Origin of the sequence: Mannheimia bovis, from assembly GCF_014541205.1 — a bacterium.
Taxonomy (GTDB): domain Bacteria; phylum Pseudomonadota; class Gammaproteobacteria; order Enterobacterales; family Pasteurellaceae; genus Mannheimia; species Mannheimia bovis.
The window spans coordinates 26,460-42,392 of record NZ_CP061280.1 but is presented as its reverse complement, the minus strand read 5'-3'; the positions used below and the strand labels follow the sequence as shown (position 1 = coordinate 42,392).

The window sequence follows — 15,933 nt, the reverse complement described above, 5'->3', positions numbered from 1 at the left end:
TAAGATTTCATCATTAAATTTAGCACATTATATTCTATCGAGGAAAATACAATGGCAATTATTTTAAACCAAACAATGAAAAAGGCATTCGTGCCAACTGCAATTGCATTATTCATTTCTGCCTGTACATCGGTAAACCCAATCACCGAATCCATCAAAGATGAGGCTTATTCAAGCTCAGAGTTCTATATCAATAAAGCCGATCAAACTAAAGTCAAAGAAGATAAAATTTCATACCAGCTTCTCGCCGTACGTAAATTAATTGATGAAAATAAAGAATATGAAGCACAAAATACCTTTAGTGAAATTCAAGTGGCTGAAATGAATGACGTGCAGAAATTAGAATATGCATTAGTTTCTGCACAACTTGCGGCTTTACAAGGTAAAAATGAAATGGCGATTAGCCAGTTAAAAGCGGTTCAACCTTCTTTATTAAGTCCTGCACAGCGTTTACGCTATATTCAAACACAAGCCCGTATTGCGGCAAATCAGAATGATGCAATTGGTATTGTACGTGCGAGATCGCAGTTAAATGCTTACTACAAAATGAACCGCGAACGCCAAGAAAATAACGATATTATTTGGCAAACCTTACGTGATGCTAATCGTGGAATGCTGGAAAGAACAGTGCCTGAAGCCGGTGAAATGGAGCTTGCAGGCTGGTTAGCATTAATTAATATTTATAACCAAAATGTAACTACACCTGCTCAAATGCCACAGGCAATTAATAATTGGAAAAACCAATATCCAAACCACAGTGCGGTTACGGTTATGCCAACTGAATTACAAGGTGTGAATAATTTCCAACAAACGCAATTAAGCAGCGTTGCATTATTATTACCGCTTAGTGGTGATGCTCAAATTTTAGGCGATATTATTCAGCGTGGTTTTAATGATGCGAAAGCAGATGATCCAACAGCAGTTCAGACGTTTGATACAAGCTCATCTGATGTAAATTCATTAATTGCCCAAGCAAAACAACAAGGGGCAAATATTATTGTTGGACCGTTGCTGAAATCTCGGGTAGATGAAATGCTATTGAGCCCGGAAATTCAAAATATTAACGTGTTAGCACTAAACGCAACGGAAAATGCACGCAATATTGCTCAAGTCTGTTACTACGGCTTATCGCCGGAGTCTGAAGCTCAAGCAGGGGCGGAGAAAATGTACCGTGATGGTCATCGAGTGGCTATCGTTGCAGCCCCACAAGATGATTTTGGTAATCGCTCAGCGGAAGCTTTTGCAAAACGTTGGCGTCAGCTAAGTGGCACTGATGCTGATGTGCGTTATTACAATCAACCGCTTGATTCTGTTGCTTCTATTCAAAATGCAGGCATAACTAAAGCCGGTTTGTATGTATTAGGCGGTGCAGAACAAGTGGTTGAAATTAAACAAGGTATTGATAGTTCTAACTTAAAAGATCGCCTAGCCATTTATACTTCATCACGCAGTAATTCGCCCAATAATGGCATTGATTTCTATACTGCAATGGAAGGTGTAAAATTTAGTGAAGTACCATTATTGGCAGATACTACATCAAGCGAATATCAAAAAGCAGAGAACCTAGCCAATAGTGATTTTTCAATGATGCGTTTATATGCAATGGGGGCTGATGCGTGGTCGCTTGCCACAAAATTTAATGAGTTCCGCCATATTCCGGGCTATAAAATTTCTGGTTTAACAGGCGAATTAAAAGCCGGACAAAATTGTAATATTGAACGTAGTTTATCTTGGTTGCAATATCAAAATGGGTCTATTCAACAGGCTTATTAATAAACGAGAACAAGGCTCTTTTTATGAACAAAAAGCCCGAGTGTTTTTAGAACAGCAAGGGCTTCGTTTTGTTGCCGCTAACCAACATTTTAAAGGCGGAGAGCTGGATTTGATTATGCAAGACGGACAAACGATTGTTTTTGTCGAAGTTCGTCAGCGTAAAAGTGATCGTTATGGTTCGGCAGTTGAAAGCATTGATTACCGAAAACAACAAAAATGGCAAAATGCGGCGAATATGTGGCTACTCAAACAACATCAAAGTTTAGAAACTGCAAACTGCCGCTTTGATGTGGTTGCTTTTGATGGAAGCCAATCCCCATTATGGATTCCTAACTTTTTAGGTTAGATTAAGATGTTAAATAAAATCCAAGATAGATTTACCGAAAGTATACAAACCCAAATTTCTGCAGCAGAATTATTGCCGACTAAATTGAGTGAAGCAGCAAACCGCATTGTGGCGTGTTTATTGCGTGGCGATAAAGTGATTGTGTGCGGGCACGGGCGTTCTTACGGCAATGCGGCTCTGCTGGTTAGCCACTTAATTCATCGCTATGAGCTGGCAAGACCGAGCTTTTCAGCGGTGCAATTACAACTTAATGGCATATTAGCAGGCGTTTTTGCACAAGATAATGAGCTGGATTCAATTTATAAAAAACAATTACAAGCGGTTGCAAAAGAAGGTGATCTCTTCATTGTTTTTTCGCCTGTGGGTAATGAAGAGTGTATATTGCAAGCCATTCATACGGCTAAAAGTCAGCATTTAGATTTAGATATTATTGCTTTAACAGGCAGTAATAATGACCACACACTCGGATTATTAGATGAAAGTGATATTGAAATTTCAGCTCCCTCAACCAATGAGTTGAGAGTGATTGAAAGCCATCATTTTTATACTAATTTACTCTGTGAACTTATCGACCATTTACTTTTCTCGTAAGGAGAGATTATGACACATTTAGCAAAAAAACTACTTAAAGCAGGTTTACTTACTTTAGGTTTCCTGTCTTTACAAGGCTGTATTACTACTGCAGTAGTAACTTCAGCAGCAGTGGCAACCAAAGTGGCTACTGACCCACGCTCAACAGGCACACAGGTTGATGATGAAATTTTAGAAGAAAAAGTGGCTTACAACATCAATAAAGACGAACAAATTAAACAAGAAGCCCGTATTAACGTAGTGGCTTACAACGGTAAGGTATTATTAATTGGTCAAGCACCAAGTATGGACGTAGTAGAAAATGCTAAAAACTTAGCCGCAGGAGCAGAAGGGGTAACGGAAATTTATAACGAAATCCGACAAGGCGAAAAAATCGGCTTTGGACAGATTACACAAGATAGCTGGATTACCACTCAAGTCAAATCTAAGCTATTAGTGAATGGTGAAGTAAAAGCAACAGAAGTAAAAGTGGTTACCGAAAACAGCGAAGTTTTCTTAATGGGTAAAGTAAGCCAAGCTCAAGCCGATGCTGCTGCCGAAGCTGCTCGCAATGTGGGTGGTGTAACAAAAGTTGTGAAAGTATTTAGCTATGCACACTAATTGATAAGGCGAACCACAGTGTTCGCCTTATTTCGTTGATTTGTAAATTTTTAGGGAAATTTAACCGCTTGTAAAAATAGGGGCAAATTGCAATTTGCCCCTATTTTATCTTATCGACAGAAATGATAAATCAACTTGGTTAATAGTTCTTTCGTCGGTTCAATATATTTTGTTTCTAAAAATTCATCAGGCTGGTGAGCTTGCTCAATTGAGCCCGGTCCTAGCACGAGTGTAGGGCAGAGTTGCTGAATAAAGGGAGCTTCGGTACAGTAATTTACCGCATCACATTTTTCACCTAATAATTTTTCAACCACTTGTACGATTTGGGCGGAGTGTTCGCATTCATAGCCCGGAATGCCGTCGTGTATCGGGCGGATGTCAATTAAATCGCCATATTGTTCAAGCATTGGTTTTAAGTATTCATCAACCATTGCGTATAAATCGGCTAACGGCATATTTGGCAATGGTCGCATATCAAACTGTAATTCACAGCAAGCACAAATGCGGTTAATCGCATCGCCACCACGAATGTTACCAAAGTTCATCGTTGGGTGAGTTACTTGGAAGAGCGGATTATGATATTTCTCTTTCAGGTCATCACGCATTTTCATTAAGTAGCCGATAGATTCGTGCATCAATTCAATTGCATTAATCCCTTTACTTGGATCGCTTGAGTGCCCGCTTCTGCCCGTAATTCTGACCGATTCTCCCATATGTCCTTTATGGGCTCGAATCGGCTTGAGCGAAGTTGGCTCACCAATAATCGCACAATCTGGGCGAATGTGGGTGTGCTGTGCGAAGGTTTTTGCCCCAAGCATCGTGGTTTCTTCATCGGCTGTGGCTAAAATGCGAATCGGCTTTTTGATTTGCGATAAGTCAATTTGGCTGACTACGTCCACTACAAAAGCAAAAAAGCCCTTCATATCCGCTGTGCCTAAGCCGTATAATTTCCCCTCTTTTTCGGTTAGTTTGAAGGGGTTAAACGTCCATTTGCCATCATCAAACGGCACGGTATCGGTGTGCCCTGCCAGTAATAATCCACCTTCGCCCTCGCCATAGGTTGCAAGTAAGTTGTATTTATTACGGCTGCCTTCAACGGCTAAAATGTCGGTTTTGAAGCCAAAATCGGCAAGCCAAGTGGCGAGTAATTCAATCAATGCACGGTTTGATAAGTCATTTTCCGCTACCAAGCTGGAAATCGTTGGTAGCTCAATCAGTTGTGCATAGCGGTTAATAAACGGAATGTTGTGTTTCATAGTTTATCCTGTTGTATCTTATTTTATGTTTCTATAGGGCGAGTTAATGACGGAATTTTTCTTAACCGTTTAATAATGGCAAAACCGGCTAAAATTTCCCACGTCATAATGGTGTAGATACCTGTTCGTTCAATTAATGGGCTAAAAATAGTCGGCAGGAACATTGTAATTAAAATACAAACTGCCCCGATAATGCCTGCTGTAATGCTAAAACGTTTGAAAAAACGCATTGTTGGGTGGTAAATATCTAGTCCAGCGATAATCAAAGTTAAGTTACCAATTAAAAAAGTAATGTTTGCCCCTAGATTGTAAATACCAAATTCGCTGCGTGAAGTGGGTTGAATACCCGAAATTAACGAGCAACCAATCGCAAAACCGAGTGCTAAAACTAAGCCGATAACACGCAGTTTATTATGGGTAATATGGGTAATGCCAATTGCATAAATAAAGAAAAAAACGACCGCTTGTATCACAAACATCGTACGCATTACGATGGAAAGGGGCGAGAGTTCGGTGATTTTTCCATCAAGCATTGTGCCAACAGGCACAAGCAATTCTAAGGTGCTGTGGTGGAAATAGATAGTAAGCGATCTTTCACTGAATAAAATTGTGAAATGTTCTGCCACTAAATAAAATAGCCCACTAAAGCTAGAGATAATAGCGGTAATAAACACTAAAAACGCACAGCTTTTACGAAAGCAAGGATGCATCAGAAAAGGGTAAAATTTCACCCCAAATGAACCGCTTGTAAAATAGTTCTCCACCGCTTTTGAAATTGCGATCAATTTTTGTACGAAATTTTTAATCCACTCTGTTTTCATAACGACCTTTCATTAACGAGTTGCGTGGCTTAGGGTATGAGTTCGCACATCAAACACGTCCATTCCACCGCTAAGGGCGGCTTGTACACCTAGATCCGCATCTTCAAATACCAAACAACGATGAGCAGGCACCCCCAATTTTTCCGCACATTTTAAAAATGTTTCAGGGGAGGGTTTATGATTGCTCACATCTTCAGAATTCACAATCACCGAAACATAATGGCGTAAATTAAATTTGTCGTCTAATAATTCCACCATCGCACGGTGTGAACCTGTGCCGATTGCCATTGGCTTTTTACCAAAGTTTGCTTTCACAATCTCAAAGGTAGGCAGTAAAGTGGCATTTTCAGGGATTAATTCCATACCAAATTGGCGTTTCAATTTAACTACTTCATCAAAATAATGCTCCGGCATATTGGCACGCTTCATTGTTTCACGGGCAATCACAAAGGTAGTTGAGCCGCTGAGTTCAAACATAGCGTCTGAAGTTAAAGGATAACCCAGTACTTCGCCAACTTTTTCCCACGCTTTGGCGTGGCTCGGCATTGTGTCAATTAATGTGCCGTCCATATCAAAAATAAGGGCTGCATATTGGTCGATAATCGCTTGATCTAACATTGCTTTTCCTAAATTTTGGTCCTAAATTCTGGCTTTAAGCCCACCAAATTCTTCAATCATTTTAGCAGTGAAAGTTTTCAGTTCTTCCGTCATCAGTGAGAAATCAGCATCAAAGCGTTGAGCGATATCTTCTTTTAGAATATCATCATTTTTCTCACGCACTTCGTCAGCAAATTTAAGGCGGGAAAGCGTGGCATCTTCATTAAGAACACAAGAGAAATGGGCTTCCCACTCAATTGCAAGTTTTGTGATAAATTTGCCCGCTTGTAAGTGCTGGGCGATTTCTTCGGTTTCCAAATCTTGGCGTTTGCAGCGGATAACGCTGTCGGTATCGAAGGATTTCAGCTCCGCTTCTTCTAATAAGGTTAGCCAACTTGGCGTATGTCCTTTTGCCACCCAGTTTGTCATTACTTCTGTAGGCGGAAAAGTGAATGAAATCGGCACAACAGGCAATGAGCCAAGTGTTTTACGCAGTAAGGCAAGCGTGTCTTCCGCTCGTTTGCTTGACGCTGCATCAACATACACGAGCTGATTGTCTAAATCCAACCAAATAGCAGTAAATTGATGTTTGCTAAAGGCTCGAGGTAACAGGTTTGACACAACTTGATCTTTTACCGCTTGCTTCTCGGTTTTCTTGAGCTTGCGAGCCTCTTTTTCTTCAAGTTCTGCAATGCGTTGCTCGGTTTCGGCTTTGACTACATTGGCAGGCAGTAATTTATCCTCTTTGTGTGAAACCAGCAAAAATTGATTACCTTGTGAAAAATGAAGTAAATCAGACCCTTTTAGTGGACTAGACCAGCCGAATTTGCTCATATCAAATTGAGTGCAAGGTGTGAATTTTGTCTCTTGCTGCAAATCATCAAGGCTTTTGCTCTCAAGCGAAAGCTCGCCGGTTAATTTATAAATCATCACATTTTTGAAGAAAACCATTTTTGCCTGTCCTTTTAGAGAAATCTTTTAAGGTGTAGAATAAGGTATTTTAACAGAGCCAACCTCAACACAGTAGAGAATTTGCAAATGAACAGTAAAAAACTTGCCTTTATTGGCACAGGCAATATGGCATTCGCCATTATTCAAGGTTTATTGAAAAGCGGTTATTCCGCTTCTCAAATTATTGCGTGTAATAAAAGCAATCTTGCTCGTAGAGAGGAATTACAAGCGGTCGGAATTACCACTCATTTTGCAAATCGTGAAGCGGTAGAACAAGCAGAAGTGGTGGTGCTGGCGGTTAAACCACAGATGATGGCGGAGGTTTGTGCAGAATTTGCCGATGTAGATTTTTCAAATAAATGGGTAATTTCTGTGGCGGCTGGGATTTCAGTTCAACGTTTGGAAGAATTACTACCAACGGCGAAAAATATTATCCGCACAATGCCAAATACCCCGTCTTTGATTGGCGAGGGAATGACGGGGCTATTTGCAAAAAAATCGGTAAATTCGACCGCTTGTGAATTTGCTGAGAACTTAATGAGTGCGGTAGGGAAATGTTATTGGGTGGAAACTGAGGACAAAATCAACCACATTATTGCCATTACCGGTTCAAGTCCTGCTTATTTTTTCCGTTTTATGGAAGCAATGCAACAAAGTGCAATGCAAATGGGCTTTAGCGAGCAAGATGCAAGATTGCTTGTGCAATCTGCTGCGTTAGGGGCAGCAAAATTGGTGGAGGCAAATCCAACAATTCCCCTTTCAACCTTGCGAGAAAATGTAACTTCCAAAGGTGGCACAACCGCAAAAGCATTGGAAGTATTTGAACAACAAAATTTAACAGAAACGGTAGATCAAGCAATGTGGGCGGCAATTTATCGTGCTGAAGAAATGGAGAAGTCCTTATGATAGCGGTTTCACCGTTTAAATGGACGGCATTTAACTATTTTGGCTTTTTTTGTGCTTATGGTGTGATATTACCCTTTTTGCCTGTTTGGTTAAAACATCACGGCTATTCTACCGAAATGATTGGCTTATTAGCCGCAGTCGGTTATCTGTTTCGTTTCGGGGGCAGTATCTTAGCTTCACAGCGGGTAAAGGCAGTAAATCAGCTTATTCCGACCGCAAGAGCCTTAACGTGGCTGAATATTGCAGTGGCTATTGTGTTGGCATTTTCGGGCAATTCAATTTGGTTGATCTTTCCTGTGTTAATGCTGTTTCAAATGTTTAATTCAGGGGCAATGCCGATTGCAGACAGTATTGCTTCCATTTGGCAACGACAAGTCGGTTTGGATTACGGTAAAGCCAGACTTTTTGGCTCAATCGCCTTTGTGGTCGGTTCACTTTGCGGTGGCTATTTTATCGGGCAGCTAGGCGAAGATATTGTAGTTTGGGTTATTATTGGCTTTCTTGTCTTGTTTGGTATCGGACAACTCGCTACACCTACGGTTGGTTTTGAGGAAAAAAGTGTAGCCACAAGTAACTCGAATGTAACTTACTTGGCGTTATTAAAAGAGCCTACCACTTTACGAATGTTAATTGCGGTATCGTTAATTTCAGCTTCCCACGCAACCTATTACACTTATAGTACTATTCATTGGTCAAATGCAGGCATTTCAACGCAAATCACAAGTTTGTTTTGGGGATTAGCGGTGGTGTCGGAGATTTTGTTCTTTTTAGTTTCTAAACAGTTGTTTAAGTCGTGGAAAATTAGTCATTTGATGATTTTATCTGCGGTATTTGCTTTTATTCGTTGGGGAATTATGGGCAGTACAACAGAGATTACATTAATGATTTTTGCTCAATTTCTACACTCAGTTACCTTTGGGGCTTCTCATATTGCAATGATTCGTTATATTTCAATGCAACAAGCAGCAGAGAAAATTACAAAGCTACAAGGTTTATATTTCGGTTTGGCAAGCTGTGCATTTATGGCAGTGTTTACTTTTTTAGCAGGTATAATTTATCAGCATTCACCAAACTTTACTTTCTGGCTGATGGCAGCTTTTGTTGTGCCGGCAATTTTTATTGTACCGAAGAAATTTGAGGTACAAATTACCAAATAAAAAGACAAAAATGCCGACATTTCGTCGGCATTTGATTTAAATTATTCTAATTAGATAGTTTTAACGTTTACTGCTGATGCTCCACGTTCTGAATCTTGAATTTCAAATTGTACTTTCGCACCATCTGCTAATGTGCGGTAACCACCGTTTGCTTCAATAGCGGAGAAGTGAACGAACACATCTTTGCCACCTTGATCCGGGGTGATAAAACCAAAACCTTTAGTTGCGTTGAACCATTTCACTGTACCAGTAACTGTTGACATAGGATTTTCCTTATATAAATGTAAAAAGTGATAAAAGATAGCTAAACGGGATATTACAGGCGTATCTATCAATCACTTACCTTTTAAGGAAATAACTAAAAAGATTCAACTATTTTAACGCACGAACAGCTTTCGCCATTAGAGCATTTATTCATTTTTTAAGCAAATTATTTTTATACTTTTATGAACATTCAAATGAAAAAATAGTCTATCGTTTTTGTGATAGGAATATGCAATTTATATGGACGAAGCCTTATAAATCAAATATAGTATCCAGTTAGATTTTAACTTAGCAAATTCTCGAATTTTTATTAACGGAACTTATTATGTCTGAACAACAAGTAGAGCAAACAACAGAACAAACTCACAATAAAACAAATCCAAGCACAAAGGAAGTAATTGCATATTTAGCGGAAAAATTCCCGCTTTGCTTCACTGTTGAAGGAGAAGTTAAACCGCTAAAAGTGGGTCTTTTCCAAGAATTGGCAGAAGCGTTAAAAGATGATGAAAAAGTCAGTAAAACCTTATTACGTCAAGTGTTACGTAACTACACAAATTCTTGGCGTTATTTAGCTGCGAGCCAACCGAATGCAGCTCGTGTTGGTTTGCAAGGCGAAGAAGTTGGCTTTGTAACAGAAGAAGAAGCAGCTCACGCAGCAGAAACCTTAGCCGCGGCGAAAGCTGTTGTGGCAGAACGTAAAGCACAAGAACGTAAAGAACAGCGTAAAGAATTCTTTAAGCAAAAAGCACGCGAAGAAAATGCTAAAAAACGTGCAGCCTCTAAAGCAAAAAAAGTAGCAGATAATTTATCTAAAGCATCAGAGGAAAAATTAGCCGCTTTAGCAAGTAAATTTGGTCGTAAATAATATTTATACTAGGCGTATTCAAACGCTATTTGTAAATTTTTATCCTTTTATGACCGCTTGTAGATTGGAAAAGAAGATGAAACTAACAAAATTAAACAAAATAGTTGCGGTAACTTTAGGTTTATTAGTCGGTAATGCCTTTGCGGTTCAACCTGATATTAAAGAGAATAGCATTGTTATTCCAAAACCGAACGAACAGCACAGTCTATCAACCAAACGCGTTACTGCCCGTCTCACTCAATCTCATTATCATAAGTTCGAATTGAATGATGAGTTTGCATCAAAGATTTTTAACCGTTATGTTGATTGGCTTGATCCTGCACACAATACATTCTTGCAATCGGATATTGATGAAATGCGTAGCAAATATGCCACGTTATTAGATGATGATTTATATGCCGGTAAATTAAATGCTGCATTTGCAATGTATGAGCTGATGTCTAAACGCCGTTATGAGCGTTATAGCTATGCGTTGTCTTTATTAGACAAAGAGCCTGATTTAAAAGGTAGTGATGAAATTGAGATCGACCGTGAAAAAGCCGCATTCCCAACAAGCGTGGAGGAAGCCAATACACTGTGGGAACAACGTGTTAAAAACGATATTATCAATTTATATCTAAAAGATAAAAAATGGGCTGACATCAAGAAAACCTTAACCAAACGTTATAATTTTGCGATTAAACGTTTAACTCAAGTGAAGGCTGATGATATTTTACAAACGTACTTGAATTCATTTTCTCGTGAGATCGACCCACATACCAGCTATTTATCGCCTCGTGCAGCAAAAGCCTTCCAAGAAAGTATGAATCTTTCATTAGAAGGGATTGGGGCAACACTTACTCAAGAAGATGATGTAACTAGTATTAAGTCTTTAGTGCCGGGTGCACCTGCCGCTAAAAGTAAGAAACTTGTGGTTGGTGATAAAATTGTTGGTGTTGGTCAAGGTGAGAAAGGCGAAATTGAAGATGTTATCGGCTGGCGTTTAGATGATGTTGTCGATAAGATTAAAGGTAAAAAAGGCACAAAAGTTCGCTTGGAAATTGAGCCAGAAAAAGGCGGAAAAACCAAAATCATCACACTTGTACGTGATAAAGTGCGTATTGAAGACAGTGCCGCTAAATTAACTGTTGAGAAAGTCGATGGAAAAAGTGTTGGAGTTATTAAAATTCCAACTTTCTACATTGGTTTAACTGAAGATGTGCGTAAATTATTAGCGGATATGAATAAGCAGAATCTGGAAGGTTTAATCATTGATTTGCGTGAGAACGGCGGTGGTTCATTAACAGAAGTAATTGAATTAACAGGTTTATTTATTAAAGGTGGACCGGTAGTTCAAGTACAAGATGCCTTTAACCGTATCAAAGTACACGAAGATCCTGAATCAAAAATCGTTTATGACGGCAAAATTATGGTAATGATTAATCGCCATAGTGCATCGGCTTCTGAGATTTTTGCGGCTGCAATGCAAGATTATAATCGTGCGATTATTGTAGGTCAGCAAACTTTTGGTAAAGGTACGGTTCAGCAAAGTCGTTCGTTGAATTTTGTGTATGATTTAGATAAAGAGCCGTTAGGTTTTATTCAATACACGATTCAAAAATTCTATCGTATTAACGGCGGTAGTACTCAGTTGAAAGGGGTTGATGCGGATATTAAATTCCCTGAAATCATCAATGCGGAAAAAACAGGAGAAAGTTTTGAAGATAACGCTCTGCCTTGGGATAAAGTGCCTGCAGCTACCTATCAAGAAGCGGGTAATGCACGCAATGCAGTTTCAGAGTTAAAAGCAAAACACGAAGAGCGTATTGCGAAGAATCCGGAATTTATCGTGTTAAATGAAAATATTGCGATTCGCAAAGAGCGTGATGAGCGTAAATTCTTATCGTTAAATTTAGAAGAGCGTTTGAAAGAAGAGAAAGCCGACGATGCAAAACGCTTGAAAGATATCAACGCACGTTTTGCAAGAGAAGGTAAAAAAGCACTGAAAAACATTGATGATTTACCAAAAGATTATGAAGCACCTGACTTTTTCTTAAAAGAAGCTGTACAAATGGTAGTGGATTGGTCAAATATTGGTAAAAAACCATAAATGTGTTTATAATATAAACAAATGTTACCGCTTAGGTTACTAAGCGGTCTATTTTTTGAAAAAATTTGCAAATGATATTAAGAGGAAGAGTGGGTGAAAACCTTTAAATTATTACCTATTATGATGGCATTTTCAGGTATTGTTTTAGCTGAAACCCCGAGAGTTGTTCAAATAGCGGTTTCACCTGCTGTACAAGATGCCATTTTGCCGCAGCTAAGTTTTGCAGCCCAGCAAGCTCGTGCCGCAGAATTAGTCAAACAAGCTGACTATGCGTTAGCTCAGGAACAAATTCGTCAAGAACAAGCAAGAAAATTTGCTGAAGCAGAAACCAGAGTGAATCAAGAGATTGGTAATAATGCGTTATTACTTAGTCAAGCCACCACTAAAATCTATTTAGATAATCAATTTGCCACGATGTGGAATGACAAAGTTGCAGAAAAGGCTTTTTTAAAAGAGTATGCTTTATTTGCAGCAAGTGGTGTTTCATCTAAATCAGCACAAGCCCTGCAACAAATCTTAAATCAGCCAGAAGGTTTAGCAAAAGATATCTTATTAACAGACGGATTTTTAGATTATTTATATTACAACAAAAATGTGTTTAAAAACGCAAATAACTGGTTATATAACTTAGGTAGTTATTCACCTAAAGTACCTTCTTCAGACCAAATTGAGCAATGGGTAGAGGCGGTAAGAGATGGTTCATCAGGTCAATTTATTACTAATCTTATTCCTCGAAATCATCTATATCACGATACTGCACAGAGAGTATTATCCTTAGCTGATGGTGCGAGTAATGGCTCTTTCTATAAGTTAGCGTTAAATACTCAGCGTTTACGCATTATTCCAAGTTTTAATAATGGGATTTTTGTGAATATCCCAAGTTATCAGCTCTATTATTTCCGTGATGGAGCATTAGTGTTACAGTCTAAAGTGATTGTTGGGCGTGCAGATCGTAAAACGCCTGTAATGTACAGTAAATTAAGTAATGTTGTAGTCAATCCGCCTTGGAATGTACCAACGAGTATTATGACAAAAGATATTGTGCCTAAACTTGCCCGTGATCCGAGCTATGCTGATCGTGCAAGTTTTGATATTCTTGATGGTAATGGTAATAAAATTAATCCACACAGCGTAAATTGGTCACAATATCTTAATGCTAAAAGTACGCCTTACCGTATTCGTCAGCAAGCCGGTGATGATAGTGCATTAGGTCGTTATAAATTTAATATGCCGAGCTCGGATGCAATTTATTTACACGATACACCAAACAGAGGCTTATTTGGTAAGAAAGATCGAGCGTTAAGTTCAGGTTGTGTGCGAGTAGAGAAATCAGATGAACTTGCAACTATTCTGCTTAAAGAAGCAGGGTGGAGTGTAGATAGAAAGAACCGAGTGCTAGGTAGCAAAAAAACAACATCTGCACAAATTAGTTCGGATAACCCGGTTTACTTATATTATGTAACCGCTTGGGTTGAAGGCGGTAAGGTAAGAACTTTACCCGATATTTATAACCTTGATGCAAAAATTCCACAATATTCAATTAGTTGGGGAAAACTTAAAAGTTTAATTTAAGTCAAGTAATAAGGTTAAATTCCAAGAAGATCTCGTATCTTCTTGGAACTTTTTTATAATTTAGATTACCAATTATATTCTATGATTAAAAATTCTACTATGAATTTACAGAAATTCGTTTATTAAAGCGATTTTCTTTAAATTATTAGCTAACCTATGAGGGAAAAATGAAACAAATAGATGTTCAACGCCGTAAGTGGTTATCACTCGGCGGACTTGTTTTAGGGGCTAGCCTTCTGCCGGGTCAAGTAATGGCAGCACTTTCTACTCCTGCCCCTGCTGCATTGCGTTTTCGTAACATTAATACAGGTGATACCTACACAGCGAAATTTGGTGCAAGTGGATTAAATAAAAAAGATCTCGGTCAATTAAATTATTTGATGCGAGATCGTCATATTAATCAAGTTAAGGCAATTGATCCAAAATTATTCGTCAAACTTAATCAAATACAACGCCGTTTAGGTTTTCATAATGCGGAAATTTTAGTATTAAGTGGCTATCGTTCAGCAAAGACTAATGCCAGTATGCGTCGCCGAAGCAGCGGTGTTGCAAACCAAAGTTACCATATTCTTGGCAAAGCAGTTGATTTTCAAATTTCAGGTGTGGCTTTAAATAAAGTTAGACAAGCGGCAGAAAGTTTGAACAATGGTGGGGTAGGTTACTATCCTCGCAGTAATTTTGTTCATGTTGATACCGGTCCTGTTCGTACGTGGAGAGGCTAACAAGCGGTAATATTTTATGTTTAATTTGCAAATTATTCCTGTTAGCCCATTTCAGCAAAACTGTACTGTCGTTTGGGATAACGATAAAAACGCAGCTATTATTGATGCCGGTGATGATGCAGAACGTATCATTCAATTTGTGGAAGCTCAAGATCTAAAAGTACAGAAATTATTAATTACTCACGCTCACTTAGATCATATTATGGCAGTTGAGAAAGTAAGAGATCATTTTAATGTTGAAGTATGTGGTTCTCATCTTGCAGATAAGCCGTTATTTGAGCATTTACCTGAAATGTGCCAACAATTTGGTTTACCGCTGGTAAAAGGATTTTATCCGGATCACTGGCTAGAAGAAGGTGATGTAGTTGAAGTAGGTCAGTTGAAATATCATATTCGCCACTTACCAGGGCACGCACCGGGGCATATTGGTTTCTTTGATTTTGAGAATAAAATCGCTTTTAGTGGTGATGTTTTATTCCAAGACAGCATTGGAAGAACTGATTTGTATATGGGGAGTTATGATCAGCTTTTAGAAACTATTCGTACTAAAATGTTTGATTTAGATGATGATTTCATCATTGTGCCGGGGCACGGCTCACATACCACTATTGGGCGAGAAAAACAGAGTAATCCGTTTTTGAAGTCGTAGAGATAAAAAAGCAGAGTTTTCACTCTGCTTTTTTGCTATCTTGTACTGCGTAAATAAAGTCGGTAATTATGGCTTTCCTCTGTCGGTTTAATTAATTCCACTGTCTGCTTTTGCTTTGGCTGTAGCCATAACGCTTGCCAGCCCGAGCTCTCTGCAATACCATTTGATTGTGTTACGCCATCTTTATCATACCAAAAGAGTTTATACATCACATTAAGTGTGAAATCAGTTAAGTTAGTGGCACTAAAGGTTTTGCCGTTGGTATCGAGTTCAACTTTTTGTGCAATATCTTCCTCAATATTCACAATAGGCTTTGAACCTATGGGTAAATAGCTAACCGGCTTGCTTGCACAAGCGGTCAAAAAAAGTGAAAAAATTGCAAAAGTAAAATAGGATAAACGCATAATGTTACTTCGCCACTAATGGACCTAATTTCTCTCCACCAAGTAAGTGCATATGAATATGGAACACTTCCTGCCCTGCATTTTTATTACAATTCATAATTAAACGATAACCATCTTCGGCAATGCCTTCTTCTTTTGCAATTTTTGCCGCAGCGGTAAATAAACGCCCTAATGCTAATTCATCTTCGGCAGTAACGTGATTAACGGTTGGAATAAATTTATTCGGAATAATCAGAATATGGGTTGCTGCTTGTGGGGAAATATCACGAAATGCCGTAACAAGATCATCTTGATAGACAATATTGGCTGGAATTTCTTTGTTGATGATTTTGGTAAAAATTGTTTCTTGGTACTCTGTCGTCATAAAATG

Annotated in this window: 18 protein-coding genes; 11 read left to right on the top strand and 7 right to left on the bottom strand. The window is 38.7% G+C overall.

Annotated features, from left to right (window positions below; translation table 11 throughout):
* The first annotated feature begins 51 nt into the window (after positions 1-51).
* The 4 genes from ICJ55_RS00220 to dolP are packed head-to-tail and all read left to right on the top strand — an operon-like array spanning position 52 to position 3,310.
* Positions 52-1,773, top strand: coding sequence for a penicillin-binding protein activator (locus ICJ55_RS00220; protein WP_188156816.1), 1,722 nt, complete (start codon positions 52-54; stop codon positions 1,771-1,773).
* A complete protein-coding gene (locus ICJ55_RS00215) occupies positions 1,748-2,119 on the top strand; it encodes a YraN family protein (RefSeq protein ID WP_176671692.1) in 372 nt (123 codons plus the stop codon). The genes ICJ55_RS00220 and ICJ55_RS00215 overlap by 26 nt, the downstream gene beginning before the upstream one ends.
* Before the next feature lie 6 nt (positions 2,120-2,125).
* Complete coding sequence (locus ICJ55_RS00210) at positions 2,126-2,710, top strand: D-sedoheptulose-7-phosphate isomerase (protein WP_188156815.1); 585 nt, start codon at positions 2,126-2,128, stop codon at positions 2,708-2,710.
* 9 nt (positions 2,711-2,719) lie between these two features.
* Positions 2,720-3,310 (top strand): division/outer membrane stress-associated lipid-binding lipoprotein, encoded by a 591-nt coding sequence (gene dolP, locus ICJ55_RS00205; protein WP_188156814.1) that lies wholly within the window; start codon positions 2,720-2,722, stop codon positions 3,308-3,310.
* A 110-nt stretch (positions 3,311-3,420) separates the two neighbouring features.
* On the opposite strand, the gene argE is transcribed toward dolP, so the two are convergent.
* From argE to rdgC, 4 genes are read right to left on the bottom strand one after another with little or no spacing between them, the layout of a single operon-like run.
* Entirely contained in the window at positions 3,421-4,566 is a 1,146-nt protein-coding gene (argE, locus tag ICJ55_RS00200) for an acetylornithine deacetylase (protein WP_188156813.1), read from the bottom strand.
* Between the two features lie 23 nt (positions 4,567-4,589).
* Positions 4,590-5,387 (bottom strand): DUF998 domain-containing protein, encoded by a 798-nt coding sequence (locus tag ICJ55_RS00195; protein WP_188156812.1) that lies wholly within the window; start codon positions 5,385-5,387, stop codon positions 4,590-4,592.
* 12 nt (positions 5,388-5,399) lie between these two features.
* Positions 5,400-6,005, bottom strand: a complete 606-nt coding sequence (locus ICJ55_RS00190; RefSeq protein WP_188156811.1) for a beta-phosphoglucomutase family hydrolase — start codon at positions 6,003-6,005, stop codon at positions 5,400-5,402.
* Between the two features lie 21 nt (positions 6,006-6,026).
* Positions 6,027-6,935 carry a recombination-associated protein RdgC gene (gene rdgC, locus ICJ55_RS00185; RefSeq protein WP_188156810.1) on the bottom strand — a complete coding sequence of 303 codons (909 nt, stop codon included), beginning with the start codon at positions 6,933-6,935 and terminating at the stop codon, positions 6,027-6,029.
* An 87-nt stretch (positions 6,936-7,022) separates the two neighbouring features.
* On the opposite strand from rdgC, the gene proC reads away from it, so the two are divergent.
* Together proC and ICJ55_RS00175 are read left to right on the top strand one after the other, a co-directional pair.
* The gene (gene proC, locus ICJ55_RS00180; RefSeq protein WP_188156809.1) at positions 7,023-7,841 is read left to right on the top strand and encodes a pyrroline-5-carboxylate reductase; all 819 of its coding nucleotides are present in this window, start codon (positions 7,023-7,025) and stop codon (positions 7,839-7,841) included.
* On the top strand, positions 7,838-8,998 hold the full coding sequence (locus ICJ55_RS00175; RefSeq protein ID WP_188156808.1) for a 3-phenylpropionate MFS transporter: 1,161 nt from the start codon (positions 7,838-7,840) through the stop codon (positions 8,996-8,998). The genes proC and ICJ55_RS00175 overlap by 4 nt, the downstream gene beginning before the upstream one ends.
* A gap of 50 nt (positions 8,999-9,048) precedes the next feature.
* On the opposite strand, the gene ICJ55_RS00170 is transcribed toward ICJ55_RS00175, so the two are convergent.
* Positions 9,049-9,261, bottom strand: coding sequence for a cold-shock protein (locus ICJ55_RS00170; protein ID WP_188156807.1), 213 nt, complete (start codon positions 9,259-9,261; stop codon positions 9,049-9,051).
* 326 nt (positions 9,262-9,587) lie between these two features.
* Here ICJ55_RS00170 and proQ point away from each other — a divergent pair, with 326 nt between their 5' ends.
* The 5 genes from proQ (at position 9,588) to ICJ55_RS00145 (ending at position 15,159) form a co-directional block, all read left to right on the top strand.
* Positions 9,588-10,127, top strand: a complete 540-nt coding sequence (gene proQ / locus ICJ55_RS00165; protein WP_188156806.1) for an RNA chaperone ProQ — start codon at positions 9,588-9,590, stop codon at positions 10,125-10,127.
* A gap of 76 nt (positions 10,128-10,203) precedes the next feature.
* Positions 10,204-12,216: a carboxy terminal-processing peptidase gene (gene prc / locus ICJ55_RS00160; RefSeq protein WP_188156805.1), complete on the top strand. Its 2,013-nt coding sequence runs from the start codon at positions 10,204-10,206 to the stop codon at positions 12,214-12,216.
* A gap of 93 nt (positions 12,217-12,309) precedes the next feature.
* Positions 12,310-13,788, top strand: a complete 1,479-nt coding sequence (locus tag ICJ55_RS00155) for a L,D-transpeptidase family protein (protein WP_482052054.1) — start codon at positions 12,310-12,312, stop codon at positions 13,786-13,788.
* Positions 13,789-13,955: 167 nt separating this feature from the next.
* Complete coding sequence (gene mepK, locus ICJ55_RS00150; RefSeq protein ID WP_188156804.1) at positions 13,956-14,510, top strand: peptidoglycan L,D-endopeptidase MepK; 555 nt, start codon at positions 13,956-13,958, stop codon at positions 14,508-14,510.
* 16 nt (positions 14,511-14,526) lie between these two features.
* Positions 14,527-15,159 (top strand): MBL fold metallo-hydrolase, encoded by a 633-nt coding sequence (locus tag ICJ55_RS00145; RefSeq protein WP_188156803.1) that lies wholly within the window; start codon positions 14,527-14,529, stop codon positions 15,157-15,159.
* A 35-nt stretch (positions 15,160-15,194) separates the two neighbouring features.
* Here the strand turns inward: ICJ55_RS00145 and ICJ55_RS00140 are convergent, their stop codons facing one another.
* Positions 15,195-15,563 (bottom strand): YcfL family putative periplasmic lipoprotein, encoded by a 369-nt coding sequence (locus ICJ55_RS00140; protein ID WP_188156802.1) that lies wholly within the window; start codon positions 15,561-15,563, stop codon positions 15,195-15,197.
* Positions 15,564-15,567: 4 nt separating this feature from the next.
* A complete protein-coding gene (locus ICJ55_RS00135; RefSeq protein WP_188156801.1) occupies positions 15,568-15,927 on the bottom strand; it encodes an HIT domain-containing protein in 360 nt (119 codons plus the stop codon).
* Positions 15,928-15,933: the final 6 nt, after the last annotated feature.

Excerpts from the sequence above, each read along its gene's own strand:
- ICJ55_RS00220 (WP_188156816.1), top strand. The coding sequence starts at position 52 with ATGGCAATTATTTTAAACCAAACAATGAAAAAGGCATTCGTGCCAACT.
- ICJ55_RS00215 (WP_176671692.1), top strand. The coding sequence starts at position 1,748 with ATGGGTCTATTCAACAGGCTTATTAATAAACGAGAACAAGGCTCTTTT.
- ICJ55_RS00210 (WP_188156815.1), top strand. The coding sequence starts at position 2,126 with ATGTTAAATAAAATCCAAGATAGATTTACCGAAAGTATACAAACCCAA.
- dolP (WP_188156814.1), top strand. The coding sequence starts at position 2,720 with ATGACACATTTAGCAAAAAAACTACTTAAAGCAGGTTTACTTACTTTA.
- argE (WP_188156813.1), bottom strand. The coding sequence starts at position 4,566 with ATGAAACACAACATTCCGTTTATTAACCGCTATGCACAACTGATTGAG.
- ICJ55_RS00195 (WP_188156812.1), bottom strand. The coding sequence starts at position 5,387 with ATGAAAACAGAGTGGATTAAAAATTTCGTACAAAAATTGATCGCAATT.
- ICJ55_RS00190 (WP_188156811.1), bottom strand. The coding sequence starts at position 6,005 with ATGTTAGATCAAGCGATTATCGACCAATATGCAGCCCTTATTTTTGAT.
- rdgC (WP_188156810.1), bottom strand. The coding sequence starts at position 6,935 with ATGGTTTTCTTCAAAAATGTGATGATTTATAAATTAACCGGCGAGCTT.
- proC (WP_188156809.1), top strand. The coding sequence starts at position 7,023 with ATGAACAGTAAAAAACTTGCCTTTATTGGCACAGGCAATATGGCATTC.
- ICJ55_RS00175 (WP_188156808.1), top strand. The coding sequence starts at position 7,838 with ATGATAGCGGTTTCACCGTTTAAATGGACGGCATTTAACTATTTTGGC.
- ICJ55_RS00170 (WP_188156807.1), bottom strand. The coding sequence starts at position 9,261 with ATGTCAACAGTTACTGGTACAGTGAAATGGTTCAACGCAACTAAAGGT.
- proQ (WP_188156806.1), top strand. The coding sequence starts at position 9,588 with ATGTCTGAACAACAAGTAGAGCAAACAACAGAACAAACTCACAATAAA.
- prc (WP_188156805.1), top strand. The coding sequence starts at position 10,204 with ATGAAACTAACAAAATTAAACAAAATAGTTGCGGTAACTTTAGGTTTA.
- mepK (WP_188156804.1), top strand. The coding sequence starts at position 13,956 with ATGAAACAAATAGATGTTCAACGCCGTAAGTGGTTATCACTCGGCGGA.
- ICJ55_RS00145 (WP_188156803.1), top strand. The coding sequence starts at position 14,527 with ATGTTTAATTTGCAAATTATTCCTGTTAGCCCATTTCAGCAAAACTGT.
- ICJ55_RS00140 (WP_188156802.1), bottom strand. The coding sequence starts at position 15,563 with ATGCGTTTATCCTATTTTACTTTTGCAATTTTTTCACTTTTTTTGACC.
- ICJ55_RS00135 (WP_188156801.1), bottom strand. The coding sequence starts at position 15,927 with ATGACGACAGAGTACCAAGAAACAATTTTTACCAAAATCATCAACAAA.